This is a genomic window from Micromonospora humi, from assembly GCF_900090105.1.
In the GTDB taxonomy this organism is placed as follows: Bacteria; Actinomycetota; Actinomycetes; order Mycobacteriales; family Micromonosporaceae; genus Micromonospora; species Micromonospora humi.
Window position 1 is genome coordinate 25,491 of the sequence record NZ_FMDM01000002.1, and the last position, 14,191, is coordinate 39,681.

A 14,191-nucleotide genomic window follows, 5' to 3' on the forward strand; every position below is an offset into this window, starting at 1 on the left:
GTCCGGTCCGCCGCACCGGCTCCCGCATTCAGCTAGTGTCCTAGGATGCCTTAGCCGCTGTGACGGTCACCACCGTCACGACACTGAGCAGCCACGCAGCGCAGCGGGCGGAGCACGTGGGGGAGCCCGATATAGTGGCAGCGCAACTGGCCGGCGCATGATCGATTCGATGGTGGGCCGCATCGGGGAGGGCGCCGGCATCTGACCGGCCGACAACGCGCACGTTCTTCCGGCGGCCGCTCGTACGGCTGCCGGACCGTGCTGCGAAGGGGGGTTGGGGTGTCGCGTGGGCCGGCTCCGGCGGAGCACCCGGGGGATGGTTCGACGGCCGCGGCCGATCGCGTCCTCACCCTGCCCAACCTGATCAGCTTCGTGCGGCTGCTGGGTGTGCCGCTCTTCCTCTGGCTCTTCCTCGTCGTCCGGGCCGACGTGATCGCCGTTGCGGTGCTGGCCGTGGGCGGCACCAGCGACTGGGTGGACGGCTGGATCGCGCGACGGATGCGCCAGGTGAGCCGGCTGGGCGAGCTGCTGGACCCGCTGGCCGACCGGCTCTACATCCTGGCGACGCTGCTCGCGTTCACCGCCCGCGAGGTGGTGCCCTGGCAGTTCACCGCCGCGCTGCTGGCCCGTGAGCTGCTGCTGCTCGGCTCGCTGGGGGTGCTGCGCCGCCACGGCTACGGCCCGCCGCCGGTCCACTACGTGGGCAAGACCGCGACGTTCCTGCTGCTGGCCGCGTTCCCGCTCCTGCTGCTGGCCGACGCCGCGCCGGGTGCGGCCACCGCCGCCGGGGCGATCGGGTGGGGGCTGGCGTGGTGGGGTCTGGTGCTCTACTGGGTCGCCGGCGCGATGTACGTGGTGCAGGCCCGCCGGCTGGTCCGGGAGATGCGGGCCCGGCGCGCGGGAGCGACGGCATGACGGCGCCGCCGCGCGACGCCGAGCGCGACCCGTCGGCGCGGGTGTACGCGCCGGACTTCCTGACCGAGCTGTTCCGCAATCCGCTGGATCCGGGTTACCGCGACGCGGCGGCGCGACGTGCGACGGGTCCGGTGTCGCGGGCGCGGCAGGTGCTGGGGCGGCCGGTGAGCCTGGCGGTGTTGGCGGTCATCGGCTTCCTGTTCGCGGTGGCGTACCAGGAGACGATGGCCGCGGAGCCGAGCCGGGCGACGGCGCGGGCCGGGCTGATCGCCGAGATCAAGCAGCGGGAGGCGGAGACCGATCGGTTGACCTCCCGGGCGGAGCAGTTGCGCGAGGAGGTCGGCCGGCAGCGGGACGCGGCGCTGGGCGGCTCGCAGGCGTCCCGGTTGCGCGATCTGGAGGCGGGCACCGGCCTGGGCCGGGTGCGGGGCGACGGTGTGGTGGTGCGGTTGGCCGACGCCCCGCGCGACCAGGACGCGGTGACGGGCGAGGACGTGGCGGAGTCGCAGGTGTTGTATTCGGATCTGCAGAAGGTGGCGAACGATCTGTGGGCGGCGGGCGCGGAGGCCGTGTCGATCAACGGGCAGCGGTTGACGGCGACGACGACGATCCGGCAGGCCGGTGAGGCGATCCTGGTGGACTACCGGCCGGTGACGAGCCCGTACGAGGTGCAGGCGATCGGGCCGGGGTCGATGCGGGACAGGTTCGACGACGGCCGGGCGGCGGCGTTGATGCGGGAGGTGGCGCGGACGGAGGGGTTGTCGTTCGGGGTGAAGGAGGTCGACGACCTCACCCTCCCGGCCGCTCCCGAGCCACGGCTACGCTACGCCGAGCCCTCGGTGAGTCCGAGTCCGTCGGGTTCGCCAGTCGTGGGTTCGTCCAGCCCCGGGCCGTCCGGCTCGGGTGTTTCCCCCAGTCCCTCCGGAGGTGGCCGATGATCGCGGTGCTGGCGTTGCTCGCCGGTGTGGTGCTGGGGGTGTACCTGGATCCCACGGTGCCGGCGGCGTTGCAGCCGTATCTGCCGATCGCGGTGGTGGCCGCGTTGGACGCGGTGTTCGGCGGGGTGCGGGCGAAGCTGGACCGGATCTTCGACGACAAGCAGTTCGTGGTGTCGTTCATCTCGAACGTGCTGGTGGCGGGTCTGATCGTGTATCTGGGTGACCAGTTGGGTGTGGGTGGTCAGTTGTCCACCGGCGTGGTGGTCGTGCTCGGGGTGCGCATCTTCGGGAACGTGGCGGCGATCCGCCGGCACCTGTTCCGGGCGTAGGTTGGTGGCGATGAGCGAGGAGCACAGGGAGACGGGCACGGGGTGGCCGCAGCCGGCGGTGCCGGGGCGGTCGTCGGGTCCGGCGGGTGAGCCGGATCCGCGTCCGGACGCGCCGGATCCGGACGAGTTGAGCCCGTTGGCCCCGGTGGAGCCGGTGGTGCCCGAGGGCCCGGAGCCCGACCCGGTCGAGCCGGCGCTGCCGGTGGAGCCCGAGGAGTCGGCGGCGCCGAAGGACGAGCCGGGTGCGGCCGGGTCGGAGCGTGGGCGGGTGCCGGTGGCGCGGCGGTTCACCTCGGCGGGCGCGATGATCGGCGTGTTGCTGGCGTTGTTGGGTTTCACGCTGGTGGTGCAGCTCAAGACGACGTCGACGGATCCGACGCTCGCGGCGACGCGGGAGGAGGACCTGGTGCGGATCTCGTCGGATCTGGATTCGCGGGAGCGGCGGCTGCGTCAGGACATCGAGGCGTTGGAGGAGAGCCAGCGGCAGTTGCGTTCGGGTGCGCAGGGTCGGCAGGCGGCGTTGCAGGAGGCGACGCGGCGCGCGGACGAGCTGGGCATCCTGGCGGGGACGCTGCCGGCGGTGGGGCCGGGCCTGGAGGTGCGGTTCTCGGGGTCGGGCAAGGCGATGTCGTCGACGCGGATCCTGGACGCGGTGCAGGAGTTGCGGGGCGCGGGGGCGGAGGCGATGCAGATCCAGGGTGCGGACGGCACCGCGGTGCGGGTCATCGCGTCGACGTATTTCGTGGACGCCTCCGGTGGTGGTCTGGTGGTGGACGGGCGTCGGTTGGGTGGCCCGTTCACGATCCTGGTGATCGGTGACCCGGCGACGATGCGTACGGCTTTGAACATTCCGGGCGGGGTGGTCTCAACGGTGCGGAACAACGGCGGTAACGTGACGTCCGAGGATCGTGAGGTTGTGGAGGTTTCGCAGCTGCACGCGCCGATCAAGCTGGACCACGCCCGGCCGGTCTCCTGACCGGTCGCGGCCGCGCCGGTTCCTCCCGGTGCGCCGATGACGAAGGACGCAGTTGGTGATTCCTGAGAATCTGCGGTACACCGCCGAGCACGAGTGGGTGGTCGGTGGTGACGGTGGTGTCGTCCGCGTCGGTATCACGCACTTCGCGCAGGACGCCCTGGGTGACATCGTGTTCGTGCAACTGCCGGACGCCGGTGCGGTGGTGGCGGCCGGTGAGTCGCTGGGGGAGATCGAGTCGACGAAGAGCGTGTCGGAGATCTACGCGCCGTTGAGTGGCACGGTGTCGGCGCGCAACGAGGCGTTGGCCGACACGCCGGAGGTGATCAACACGGACCCGTACGGTGCGGGTTGGTTGGTGGAGATCACTCCGGATGATCCGGCGGCGGTCGAGGGTCTGTTGACCGCTGGTGCGTACCGCGAGCTCACCGAGAGCTGAGTTCGTGTCGTTCCGGGCGGCGGGGTTGGTTCCGCGCGTCCGGTTGCCCTGCATTTCGGCGCTGGCTAGGCTCGCCCAGTCGACCGAGAACCAATAGTTTGAGCGTTGCGGAATGCGCCTTCCCGGGCACGGGGAGCCAGCCGCCGGGTGTGGGTTTGCCCGGCGGCCAGACCCGCCATTCCCCGACGCCGACCGAACAGATCCGTGAGGTGGTCCCATGACGCGCCCAGACGACGAGTTCCCCCCGCTCGACGTCACTTCGACGCTCAATCTCGGTTCGCTCGACGAAGTGCTGGAGGGGCCGGACACCGATGTGGTGCCGAGCCGCATGTCCGGTTCGTTGCCGCCGGGAATGGCGTTGCTGGTGGTTCGCCGGGGCCCGAATGCGGGTGCCCGGTTCCTGTTGGACCACGATGTGACGACGAGTGGACGGCACCCGGACAGTGACATCTTCCTCGACGACGTGACGGTGTCGCGGCGGCACGCGGAGTTCCACCGCGACGGTGGCACGTTCACGGTGCGGGACGTGGGCAGCCTGAACGGCACGTACGTGAACCGTGAGCGGGTCGAGGCGGCGACGTTGAGCAACGGTGACGAGGTGCAGATCGGCAAGTTTCGGGTGGTGTTCATCGCCGGTCCGCGCCCGGAGGAGGAGGCCGGCCGGGGGTGAACGAGCCTGCGGCTTCGACGCCGTCCGGTGCGGCGCGCTCGCCTGGGCTGATGAGCATCGGCGAGGTGTTGGCGCAGTTACGGGCGGAGTTTCCGGACGTGACGATTTCGAAGTTGCGGTTCCTGGAGGCCGAGGGCCTGGTGGAGCCGCAGCGGACGCCGGCGGGTTACCGGAAGTACGGCTGGGACGACGTGGCGCGGCTGCGGTTCGTGCTGACCGCGCAGCGGGATCAGTATCTGCCGTTGCGGGTGATCCGGGAGCAGTTGGCGGAGTGGGATTCGTCGGGTGCGCCGTCGGGGCGGTCGCGGCCGAATCTGGTGGCGGTCGGTCCGGGTGGTGAGGTGCCGGGTCGGGAGTCGGTGGAGCCGGTCGAGTCGTCCGAGGTGCGGTTGGGCCGGTCGGAGCTGCTGTCGCGCAGCGGCGTCGACGAGTCGACGTTGGTGGAGTTGGAGCGGCTCGGTGTGCTCGTGTCGGATCCGCCGGGCTGGTACGACGCGGATGCGTTGATCATCGCGAGTGCGGTGGCGGGGTTGGCGGCGTACGGGTTCCAGCCGCGGCATCTGCGGGCGTACCGGTCGGCGGCGGATCGGGAGGTCGGTCTGTTCGCGCAGTTGGTGGCGCCGTTGGCGCGGCAGAGTGATCCGGCGGCGCGGGCCCGGGCGGCGGAGACGGCGCGGGAGTTGATGGCGTTGTCGCAGCAGTTGCACGCGGCGTTGGTGCGGGTGGGGCTGCGGTCGACGTTGGGTCGGTGAGGGGTCGGGCGCCGTGGGGTGTCCGGCCCTTCGTCGTGGGTGGGCGCGCGCCGTTCGGCCGGAGTGGGCGTGTCGTAGGCTTGCCGGGGTAAGCCCGTCTGTCGAGGCGTGGTGCACGTAGCGCGTGGGACTTGCGTGTCCTGGTCCGTGTACCGTGCAGGGAAGGGCGCGGTGCGAAGGTGACGACGACACGGAGGCGGCGGTGCGCGAGCTGAGCGTGGTCGGAGTTCGGGTGGAGTTGCCCAGCAACCAGCCGATCGTCCTGCTGCGGGAGGTCGAGGGGGACCGCTATCTGCCGATCTGGATCGGCGCGGTCGAGGCGACGGCGATCGCTTACGAGCAGCAGGGTGTCAAGCCGGCTCGGCCGTTGACGCACGATCTTCTGCGGGACGTGTTGGCGGCGGTGCAGGCGCCGTTGCGGGCGGTGGAGATCACCGAGTTGAAGGAGAACGTCTTCTACGCGGATCTGCTGCTGGGTGACGGGGTGCGGGTGTCGGCGCGGCCGAGTGACTCGATCGCGTTGGCGTTGCGGGTGGGTGCGCCGATTCGTTGTGCGGAGCAGGTCCTCAGCGAGGCGGGGATCGTGATCCCGGACGAGCAGGAGGACGAGGTGGAGAAGTTCCGGGAGTTCCTGGACCAGGTGCGTCCGGAGGATTTCGCGGGCTGAGCGGTGGCCGGCCGGTGGGTCGGGGTGCGCGGCGGTGGTTGTCACGGTGGTGGCGGCTTGCCGCCGTGTGTGCTGTCGGTGGCGCGGCGTGTCGGGTGTCTCCTGCCGGTGTCGTCGGCTCGGCGGCGTTAGGGTGGCCGTGTCGAGGGGTGCGCGTACGGGGAAGTCGACGTGGCGCCGCACGGGCGGGGAGGTTGGTCCGATGCACGAGCCGCAGGATCCTGGTCCGAGTGGGGAACCGCTGGCCGGTGACGGTGAGGTGGGCTACCGGGGTGTGACCGCGTGTTCGGCGGTGGGCATCAGTTACCGGCAGCTGGACTACTGGGCGCGGACGTCTCTGGTGGTGCCGAGTGTGCGTGACGCGTCGGGTTCGGGGACGTCCCGGTTGTACTCGTTCCGCGACCTGGTGGTGTTGAAGGTCGTGAAGCGGTTGTTGGACGCCGGGGTGTCGTTGCAGAACATCCGCAAGGCGATCGACGCGTTGCGGTCGCGTGGCGTGGATGATCTGGCGGGCATCACGTTGATCTCCGACGGGACGACGGTGTACGAGTGCCGGTCGCCGGAGGAGGTGGTCGACCTGTTGCAGGGCGGCCAGGGGGTGTTCGGCATCGCGATCGGTGGCGCGTTCAAGGAGATCCAGGGTTCGTTGTCGCATCTTCCGGCGGAGCCGGCGGGGGGTCCGGAGCGGGGTTCCCCGGCGGTGGAGCCGGAGGTGGAGTCGGTGGGGGACGAGTTGGCGGCGCGTCGGGCGCGGCGTCGGGCCGGTTGATCGATCGGCGTCTCGTGCACGGGATCGCGTCGTGGCCTTTCGGCCCGGCGCGATTCGTCGTTTCGGTGACCGACGGTGAGCGTGGTGGGGTGTCCGGGGCCGGTTCGGGGTGTCGGCGCGACCGGTGTGCGTGGTGGGGCGGGTGTGCGCAGGTGGCGGTGGGTGTCTGCGCAGTGTCCGAAAGAGACGGTACGGGGGCCGGGTTGACCGGCTGTGGTGGGCTGCGTGCGCCGCGTCCATCGGATGGGGCCGGATTGTTGACCGTCCGTAGTTGAGGGTTGTCGGGACGCCGATAGGGCACGCGTGAACTGTGGCGGCGGAGGCGCTATGGTCCGTCTCGGTCGTCGGCGCGTCGACGTCACGGTGGGTGACGCCGCGTCGGCTGGCGATGCCCCTGCCGCGGCGCTGCCGCGGCCCCCTGGCGGAAGGACCGAGCATGACGGTGACGAGCGAGACCACCCCGATCTCCCACTACGAGCGCATCGGCGGCGCGGCGGCGGTGAAGGCCGCGGTGGAGCTGTTCTACGACAAGGTGTTGGCGGACCCGGACCTGGCCGGCTACTTCACCGGGGTGGACATGGCCGAGCAGCGGCGGCACCTGGCGTTGATGCTGGCGGTGGTGTTGGGCGGCCCGAACGAGTACGCGGGGCGGGGGCTGGCGGAGGCGCACCAGCCGTTGGACATTGCGGGCGCGCACTACGCGAAGGTCGGCGAGCACCTGACGGCGACGTTGGTGGAGTTGGGTGTGCCGGCGGACGTGATCGCCGACGTGCAGGTCGTGCTCGGTCAGGTGCGGGACCAGGTCGTGTCGGCGGGGAACGCCTGAGCGTGGACGCGGCACGGCTCAAGCAGAGCTGGTCGCTGGTGGCCGGGCACGGCGACCAGGTGCCGCTCTACTTCTATTCGACGTTGTTCCTGGCGCATCCGGAGACCCGGCAGATGTTCGGCACCAACATGGCCGGGCAGCGGGACCGGTTGGTGTCCGCGTTGGGGCACATCGTGTCGCACGTGGACCAGGTGGACCGGTTGGTGGGGTTCCTGCAGCAGCTCGGCGCCGACCACCGCAAGTTCGCGGTGCGCGCCGAGCACTATCCGGCGGTGGGTGGGGCGCTGCTGGAGACGTTGCGGCACTTCAGCGGCGCGGCGTGGTCCGAGGAGTTGGCGGCGGACTGGGCGGCGGCGTACGGGCTGGTCGCGCAGGTGATGACGGAGGCCGCGCAGGCGGCGGAGGCGCATTCCCCGCCGTGGTGGGTGGCGGAGGTGCTGGCGCACGAGCGGCGCACCTTCGACGTGGCGGTGGTGACGGTGCGGCCGCAGTACCTGTTGCCGTTCACGCCGGGGCAGTCGATCGGGGTGTCGCATCCGGCGGTGCGGTCGTGGCGGTACTACTCGCCGGCGAACGCGCCGCGTCCGGACGGCACGGTGGAGTTGCACGTGCGGGCGGCGCCGGGTGGCGCGGTGTCGTCGCGGTTGGTGTACGGGTGCGCGGCGGGTGACCAGATCCATCTGGCGGCGCCGGTGGGGGACCGGTTGACGTTGCGGCCGGCCGGTTCGTCGGATCTGCTGCTGTTGGCCGGGGGTACCGGCTGGGCGCCGGTGAAGGCGCTGGTGGAGCAGGTCGCGGCGGAGGGTTCGGGGCGGCAGGTGGACCTGTACGTGGGGGCCCGCTCGCGTACGGAGTTCTATGACAGCGAGGCGATCGACAAGGTGGCGGCGTCGCATCCGTGGCTGCGGGTGTCGTACGTGACGGGGTCGGATCCGCGGCGCCCGGGTGAGGTGGCGCGGGTGGTCGACCGGGTGCTGGCCGACGGGGACTGGCGGTCGCGGCATGTGTACGTGTGCGGGTCGGACGAGATGGTGGGCCATTCGGTGGCGGCGTTGACGGGTGCCGGCTACCAGCCGGGTCAGCTGCACCACGAGGGTTTCGGTAAGCATTGGTACGGGCCGACGTGGCGTACCGTGACCACCCCTGACGGAGGTTTCCGGTGAGTGCGACTCCGATCAGCGGTTACGACGCGCAGCAGGTGTCCGGGCCGGTGCAGGTGCGGCTGACCCCGGATCGGGTGCGGCGGTGGGAGTTCGGGTCGGCGGCGTTCACCCGTCGCGGCTACGAGCAGGCCGACGTGGACCGGTTCCGGTTGCAGGTGGCCGACGAGTTGGATCTGTTGGCCGCGCAGGTGGCGAACCTGCGGGCGGAGAACGAGCGGCTCAACGACCATCTGGAGCTGCACCGGCACGGGGTGATCCCGAGCGCCGACAAGCCGGTGATGCCGGCGGCGAAGGAGGTCAACCTGTTGTCGGCGGCGCAGCGGGAGGCCGAGCAGATCATCGCGCAGGCCCACGACTACGCCCGGCGGGTCGCCGAGTACGCCCGCACGCAGTACGAGAGTTACCTGCGGGCGGCGGCGGAGGAGGCGAAGCAGGAGGCCGAGCGGGCGGTGATGGAGTACCGCAGCGCGGCCGGTGGCAACGCGGACGATTCGGTGGCCACGCGGGAGGCGTTGCGGATCTTCGGGGAGATGATGATGTCGCACATGCGGGCGGCGGCGCGGCACCTGGACGACGGCAGTGAGCAGTTGGCGCGCACCATGGAGCGCATCGCCCGGGAGGCCCCGCCGGTGGGCGCCGGCGAGGCGCAGCCGGCGTTGCCGCGTCACCAGCGTTGAGGTGAGAGGGGGCCCCTTCTCGACGTCAGGCGTTGCGAGGGGGCCCTTCCTCACATGCGGGCGACGGCCTCGGCGATGGGGGTGTCGCCGGCGACGAGTTCGACGGTGTGCCCGGCGGTGTCGGGTGCGTCCAGCAGGGCCAGCAGCACCCGGGCGACGTCGGCGCGGCTGACCGCGCCGGGTGTGACGGGCCGGGCCAGGGTGATCCGGCCGGCGGGTTCGTCGTCGGTGAGCCGGCCGGGGCGCAGCACGGTGACGTCGAGGTCCCGGCCGGTGACGTCGTCCTCGGCGGCTTTCTTGGCGCGCAGGTAGGCCGCCCACACGTCGTCGGTGTCGGGTGCCGGCGGGTTGTCCACGCCCATCGAGGAGACCAGCAGGTAGCGGCGGACGCCGGCGCGTACGGCGGCGTCGGCGAGCAGCACGGCGGCGCCGCGGTCGACGGTGTCCTTGCGGTCGGCGCCGCTGCCGGGGCCGGCGCCGGCGGCGAACACGACCGCGTCGGCGCCGTCGAGGTGGGCGGCGAGGGCGTCGACGTCGGTGTGTTCCAGGTCGCAGACGACCGGTTCGGCGCCGGCGGCGCGCAGGGCGGCGGCGTGTTCGGGGTTGCGGATCAGCCCGACGGCGGTGTCCCCGCGCCCGGCGAGTTCCCGTTCCAGCAGTTTGGCGATCTTCCCGTGCCCTCCGGCGATGACGACGCGCATGGACCCACCGTAGCCGCCCGGCAACCTCCGGGCCGGCGGGTTGTCGCGCCGATCTTGGTCTTGTGGCGCCTCCGGTTTCCGGCCGAAACCGACGTTCCTGGGCGCCGCAAGTCCAAGATCGACGAGGGTAGGTGGGCGCGGGGTGGGGGTTTGGGGGTGGGCGAGGGAGCATGGACGGGTGAGTGGAGATGCGTTCGAGGCCTTGACGCGGCTGGTGGCCGCCGGGGACGTGGTGGTGCTCAGCGGTGCGGGGCTGTCCACCGAGTCGGGCATCCCGGACTATCGGGGGCCCAGCGGCGCGGCGCGCCGGCACACCCCGATGACCTACCAGGCGTTCACCCGGGATCCGGACGCGCGGCGGCGCTACTGGGCGCGCAGCCACCTGGGGTGGCGCACCATCGCCGGGGCGACGCCCAACGACGGGCACCGGGCGGTGGCCCGGTTGCAGCACGCCGGGCTGCTCGGCGGGATCATCACCCAGAACGTCGACGGGCTGCACACCGCGGCCGGCGCGACTCGGGTGATCGAGTTGCACGGGCGCCTCGACGAGGTGACGTGCCTGGACTGCGGCAACGCCACCGGCCGGGCGGAGCTGCACCGGCGCCTCAGCGAGGCCAACCCGGGGTTCGACGCGGCCGTGGCGCACGTCAACCCCGACGGCGACGTGGACCTGCCCGACGACGCGGTCGCCGGGTTCCGCACCGTCGACTGCGCGGTGTGCGGCGCGGGCATGCTGAAACCGGACGTGGTGTTCTTCGGCGAGACGGTGCCCGCCGCCCGGGTGGCGGACTGTTTCGCCCTGGTCGAGCGGGCCCGGGCGCTGCTGGTGCTCGGCTCGTCGTTGACGGTCATGTCGGGTCGGCGGTTCGTGCTGCGCGCGGCGAAGCACGGCATCCCGGTGGGCATCGTCAACCAGGGGGCGACCCGCGGCGACGGATACGCCACGCTGCGCCTGGACGCGCCGTTGGGCGCCACCCTGACCGCGGTGGCGGCCCGGTTCGCGGCGTCGGCGCCCGCGCCGGTGTGATCACCCCCGGGACATGAGCCGGAAACACGGCCGCTGGTAGCGTGGAGGGTGCCGGTACCACCCACGTGGGAGAGACCGTCGAGCAGACGGCGCCGAAGGGGCAGATTCTCCCCGGAACCTCTCAGGCAAAAGGACCACGTGGGCAGGCGCTGTGGAGCGCGTCAGCGCGACTCAGGGGGAGGCCGACCCGTCGACCTCGCCCCCGCAAGGAGCGCCGCGCATGACCGCAGAGCAGTTCGCCGACCGGCACATCGGCCCCGGCCCGGACGACGAGCGCCGGATGCTGGAGGCCGTCGGCTACGGCTCCGTCGACGAGTTGATGGACGCGGCGATCCCCGAGGTGATCCGCTGGCACGGCACCCTGGACCTGCCGGCGCCGGCCGGCGAGCGGGAGGCGATCGCCGAACTGCGCGCCCTCGCGGCCGACAACACCGTCGCGGTGTCGATGATCGGCCTGGGTTACCACGGCACGCACACCCCGGCGGTGATCCGCCGCAACGTGCTGGAGAACCCGGCCTGGTACACCGCGTACACGCCGTACCAGCCGGAGATCAGCCAGGGCCGGCTGGAGGCGCTGCTGAACTTCCAGACGATGGTCACCGACCTGACGGGGTTGGCGACGGCGAACGCGTCGATGCTCGACGAGGGCACCGCCGCGGCCGAGGCGATGACCCTCGCGCGCCGCGCGAGCAAGGTCAAGAGCCCGGTGTACGTGGTGGACGCCGACGCGCTGCCGCAGACGATCGCGGTGATCGCCGGACGCGCCGAGCCGCTGGGCATCGAGGTGCGGGTGCTCGACCTGGACGTCGAGGCGCTGCCGGCGGAGTTCTTCGGCCTGCACCTGCAGTACCCGGGCGCGTCCGGCGCGGTGCGTGAGCACGCCGGACTGGTCGCCGCCGCGCACGACGCCGGGGCGCTGGTGACCGTGGCGGCGGACCTGCTGGCGTTGACGCTGCTGCGCCCGCCGGGGGAGATCGGCGCGGACATCGCCGCCGGCACCACGCAGCGTTTCGGCGTGCCGATGGGCTTCGGTGGCCCGCACGCCGGCTATCTGGCGGTGCGCGCCGGGCTGGAGCGGATGTTGCCGGGCCGCCTCGTCGGGGTGTCGCGGGACGCCGACGGCAACCCGGCCTACCGGTTGGCGTTGCAGACCCGCGAGCAGCACATCCGGCGGGAGAAGGCGACCAGCAACATCTGCACCGCGCAGGTGCTGCTGGCGGTGATGGCCGGCATGTACGCGGTCTACCACGGCCCGGACGGGCTGCGCGCCATCGCCCGGCGTACCCACGAGGCGGCGGCGCGGCTCGCGGCCGGGTTGCGTGCCGGCGGCGTCGAGGTGGCCGACGTGGCGTTCTTCGACACCGTCACCGCGACGGTGCCGGGGCGGGCCGCGCAGGTGGTGGCCGCCGCGGCGCAGCGCAACGTGAACCTGCGGCTGGTCGACGCGGACCGGGTCGGGGTGTCCTGCGACGAGACGACCACGGCGGCGCACGTCGCGGCGGTGTGGGCGGCGTTCGGCGTCGACGGCGTCGACGGCGACGTCGACGCGGCGGTGCCGGCCTCGCTGGCGCGCACGTCGGACTTCCTCACCCACCCGGTGTTCGGCTCCCACCACTCGGAGACGGCGATGCTGCGCTACCTGCGGCGGTTGGCCGACTTCGACTACGCGCTGGACCGGGGCATGATCCCGCTGGGGTCGTGCACGATGAAGCTCAACGCCACCACCGAGATGGAACCGGTGACGTGGCCGCAGTTCGCGCACCTGCACCCGTTCGCGCCCGAGGCGCAGACCGCCGGTTACCGGCGGCTGATCGCCCAGTTGGAGGGGTGGCTGGCGGAGGTGACCGGCTACGACGCGGTCAGCGTGCAGCCCAACGCCGGGTCGCAGGGCGAGCTGGCGGGGCTGCTGGCGATCCGCGCCTACCACCGGGACCGGGGTGAGGGGCACCGCGACGTGTGCCTGATCCCGTCGTCGGCGCACGGCACCAACGCCGCGTCGGCGGTGATGGCCGGCATGCGGGTGGTGGTGGTCGGCTGCGACGCCGACGGAAACGTCGACCTGGTCGACCTCGACGCCAAGATCGACAAGCATCGGGACGCCCTGGCCGCGATCATGGTGACGTACCCGTCGACGCACGGGGTGTACGAGACCGGCATCGCCCAGTTGTGCGCGAAGGTCCACGACGCCGGCGGTCAGGTGTACGTCGACGGGGCGAACCTCAACGCGCTGGTCGGGTTCGCCAAGCCGGGGAAGTTCGGGGCGGACGTGTCGCACCTGAACCTGCACAAGACATTCTGCATTCCGCACGGCGGCGGCGGCCCGGGCGTGGGGCCGGTGGCGGTGCGCGCGCACCTGGCGCCGTTCCTGCCCGGTGACCCGGTCGGCGGGCACGTCGACGGGCGGCCGGCGATCTCGGCGGCCCGCTACGGGTCGGCGGGGATCCTGCCGATCCCGTGGGCGTACCTGCGGATGATGGGCGCGGACGGGCTGGCCCGCGCCACCGCGGTGGCGGTGCTGGCGGCGAACTACGTGGCGGCGCGGCTGCGGCAGCACTTCCCGGTGCTGTACGCCGGCAACAAGGGCCTGGTGGCGCACGAGTGCATCCTGGACCTGCGGCCGTTGACGAAGGCCACCGGCGTCAGCGTCGACGACGTGGCGAAGCGGCTGATCGACTACGGCTTCCACGCCCCGACGATGTCGTTCCCGGTGGCCGGCACGCTGATGGTGGAGCCGACCGAGAGCGAGGACCTGGCCGAGTTGGACCGGTTCTGCGACGCGATGATCGCCATCCGTGCCGAGATCGACGAGGTGGCGTCGGGGCGGTGGCCGGCGGGGGACAACCCCCTGGCGAACGCGCCGCACACCGCGGCGATGGTGTCCGCCGACGAGTGGCCGCACCCGTACCCGCGGTCGGTGGGCGCCTACCCGGCCGGGGTGGACCGGGCGGGGAAGTACTGGCCGCCGGTGCGGCGGGTCGACGGCGCGTACGGCGACCGGAACCTGGTCTGCTCGTGCCCCGCGCCGGAGGCGTTCGAGGAGGACTGAGCGCATCGCGCCGGGGCGGTGGGTGGATCGCCGCCCCGGCCGGCGCGCCGACGGTCACCGCCGGCGCGTACGCTCACTGACGCTGCGTGATCGCTCAGGCGACGAGGGCGTGGCGGGCCGGTCCCCGGTGCGGGGCGATGGTCCGCCCGTCGGGGAGCAGCTCACCGGTGTCCTCGAAGACGATGACGCCGTTGCAGAGCAGGCTCCAGCCCTGCTCAGGGAAGCAGGCGAGGACGCGGGCGGCTTCGCGGTCGGTCGCGTCGGCGGAGGGGCAGGTGGGCTGGTGCTGACACATCGGG

General features: G+C 72.2%; 16 protein-coding genes and 1 riboswitch. Of the genes, 14 read left to right on the forward strand and 2 right to left on the reverse strand.

The window, feature by feature from the left end:
* The first annotated feature begins 279 nt into the window (after positions 1-279).
* The 12 genes from clsA to GA0070213_RS03220 all read left to right on the forward strand — a co-directional run bounded on the left by clsA (position 280) and on the right by GA0070213_RS03220 (position 9,118).
* A complete protein-coding gene (clsA, locus tag GA0070213_RS03165) occupies positions 280-915 on the forward strand; it encodes a cardiolipin synthase ClsA (RefSeq protein ID WP_091056842.1) in 636 nt (211 codons plus the stop codon).
* Positions 912-1,853, forward strand: a complete 942-nt coding sequence (locus GA0070213_RS03170; protein ID WP_091056845.1) for a DUF881 domain-containing protein — start codon at positions 912-914, stop codon at positions 1,851-1,853. The genes clsA and GA0070213_RS03170 overlap by 4 nt, the downstream gene beginning before the upstream one ends.
* Positions 1,850-2,182, forward strand: a complete 333-nt coding sequence (locus GA0070213_RS03175) for a small basic family protein (protein ID WP_007071104.1) — start codon at positions 1,850-1,852, stop codon at positions 2,180-2,182. The genes GA0070213_RS03170 and GA0070213_RS03175 overlap by 4 nt, the downstream gene beginning before the upstream one ends.
* Before the next feature lie 10 nt (positions 2,183-2,192).
* On the forward strand, positions 2,193-3,158 hold the full coding sequence (locus GA0070213_RS03180; RefSeq protein WP_091056849.1) for a DUF881 domain-containing protein: 966 nt from the start codon (positions 2,193-2,195) through the stop codon (positions 3,156-3,158).
* 55 nt (positions 3,159-3,213) lie between these two features.
* A complete protein-coding gene (gene gcvH / locus GA0070213_RS03185; protein WP_091056853.1) occupies positions 3,214-3,594 on the forward strand; it encodes a glycine cleavage system protein GcvH in 381 nt (126 codons plus the stop codon).
* Positions 3,595-3,811: 217 nt separating this feature from the next.
* Positions 3,812-4,264: an oxoglutarate dehydrogenase inhibitor Odhl gene (gene odhI, locus GA0070213_RS03190; protein WP_007071101.1), complete on the forward strand. Its 453-nt coding sequence runs from the start codon at positions 3,812-3,814 to the stop codon at positions 4,262-4,264.
* A gap of 50 nt (positions 4,265-4,314) precedes the next feature.
* Positions 4,315-5,016: a transcriptional regulator FtsR gene (ftsR, locus tag GA0070213_RS03195; RefSeq protein WP_175441184.1), complete on the forward strand. Its 702-nt coding sequence runs from the start codon at positions 4,315-4,317 to the stop codon at positions 5,014-5,016.
* Between the two features lie 202 nt (positions 5,017-5,218).
* Positions 5,219-5,683 carry a bifunctional nuclease family protein gene (locus GA0070213_RS03200; protein ID WP_091056860.1) on the forward strand — a complete coding sequence of 155 codons (465 nt, stop codon included), beginning with the start codon at positions 5,219-5,221 and terminating at the stop codon, positions 5,681-5,683.
* Positions 5,684-5,885: 202 nt separating this feature from the next.
* On the forward strand, positions 5,886-6,452 hold the full coding sequence (locus GA0070213_RS03205; RefSeq protein ID WP_091056864.1) for a MerR family transcriptional regulator: 567 nt from the start codon (positions 5,886-5,888) through the stop codon (positions 6,450-6,452).
* A gap of 436 nt (positions 6,453-6,888) precedes the next feature.
* A complete protein-coding gene (locus GA0070213_RS03210; RefSeq protein WP_091056867.1) occupies positions 6,889-7,278 on the forward strand; it encodes a group I truncated hemoglobin in 390 nt (129 codons plus the stop codon).
* Between the two features lie 2 nt (positions 7,279-7,280).
* On the forward strand, positions 7,281-8,441 hold the full coding sequence (locus GA0070213_RS32470; protein ID WP_091056871.1) for a globin domain-containing protein: 1,161 nt from the start codon (positions 7,281-7,283) through the stop codon (positions 8,439-8,441).
* A complete protein-coding gene (locus tag GA0070213_RS03220; protein WP_091056874.1) occupies positions 8,438-9,118 on the forward strand; it encodes a DivIVA domain-containing protein in 681 nt (226 codons plus the stop codon). The genes GA0070213_RS32470 and GA0070213_RS03220 overlap by 4 nt, the downstream gene beginning before the upstream one ends.
* Positions 9,119-9,168: 50 nt before the next feature.
* On the opposite strand, the gene GA0070213_RS03225 is transcribed toward GA0070213_RS03220, so the two are convergent.
* Positions 9,169-9,819: an NAD(P)H-binding protein gene (locus tag GA0070213_RS03225; protein WP_091056877.1), complete on the reverse strand. Its 651-nt coding sequence runs from the start codon at positions 9,817-9,819 to the stop codon at positions 9,169-9,171.
* A 178-nt stretch (positions 9,820-9,997) separates the two neighbouring features.
* On the opposite strand from GA0070213_RS03225, the gene GA0070213_RS03230 reads away from it, so the two are divergent.
* Positions 9,998-10,846 (forward strand): NAD-dependent protein deacetylase, encoded by an 849-nt coding sequence (locus GA0070213_RS03230; protein WP_091056881.1) that lies wholly within the window; start codon positions 9,998-10,000, stop codon positions 10,844-10,846.
* Positions 10,847-10,902: 56 nt separating this feature from the next.
* Positions 10,903-10,993: riboswitch (glycine riboswitch) on the forward strand.
* A gap of 73 nt (positions 10,994-11,066) precedes the next feature.
* Positions 11,067-13,892 carry an aminomethyl-transferring glycine dehydrogenase gene (gene gcvP / locus GA0070213_RS03235; RefSeq protein WP_091056884.1) on the forward strand — a complete coding sequence of 942 codons (2,826 nt, stop codon included), beginning with the start codon at positions 11,067-11,069 and terminating at the stop codon, positions 13,890-13,892.
* Between the two features lie 94 nt (positions 13,893-13,986).
* Here gcvP and GA0070213_RS03240 read toward each other — a convergent pair whose 3' ends face one another.
* On the reverse strand, positions 13,987-14,187 hold the full coding sequence (locus GA0070213_RS03240) for a DUF5999 family protein (RefSeq protein WP_013286363.1): 201 nt from the start codon (positions 14,185-14,187) through the stop codon (positions 13,987-13,989).
* Positions 14,188-14,191: the final 4 nt, after the last annotated feature.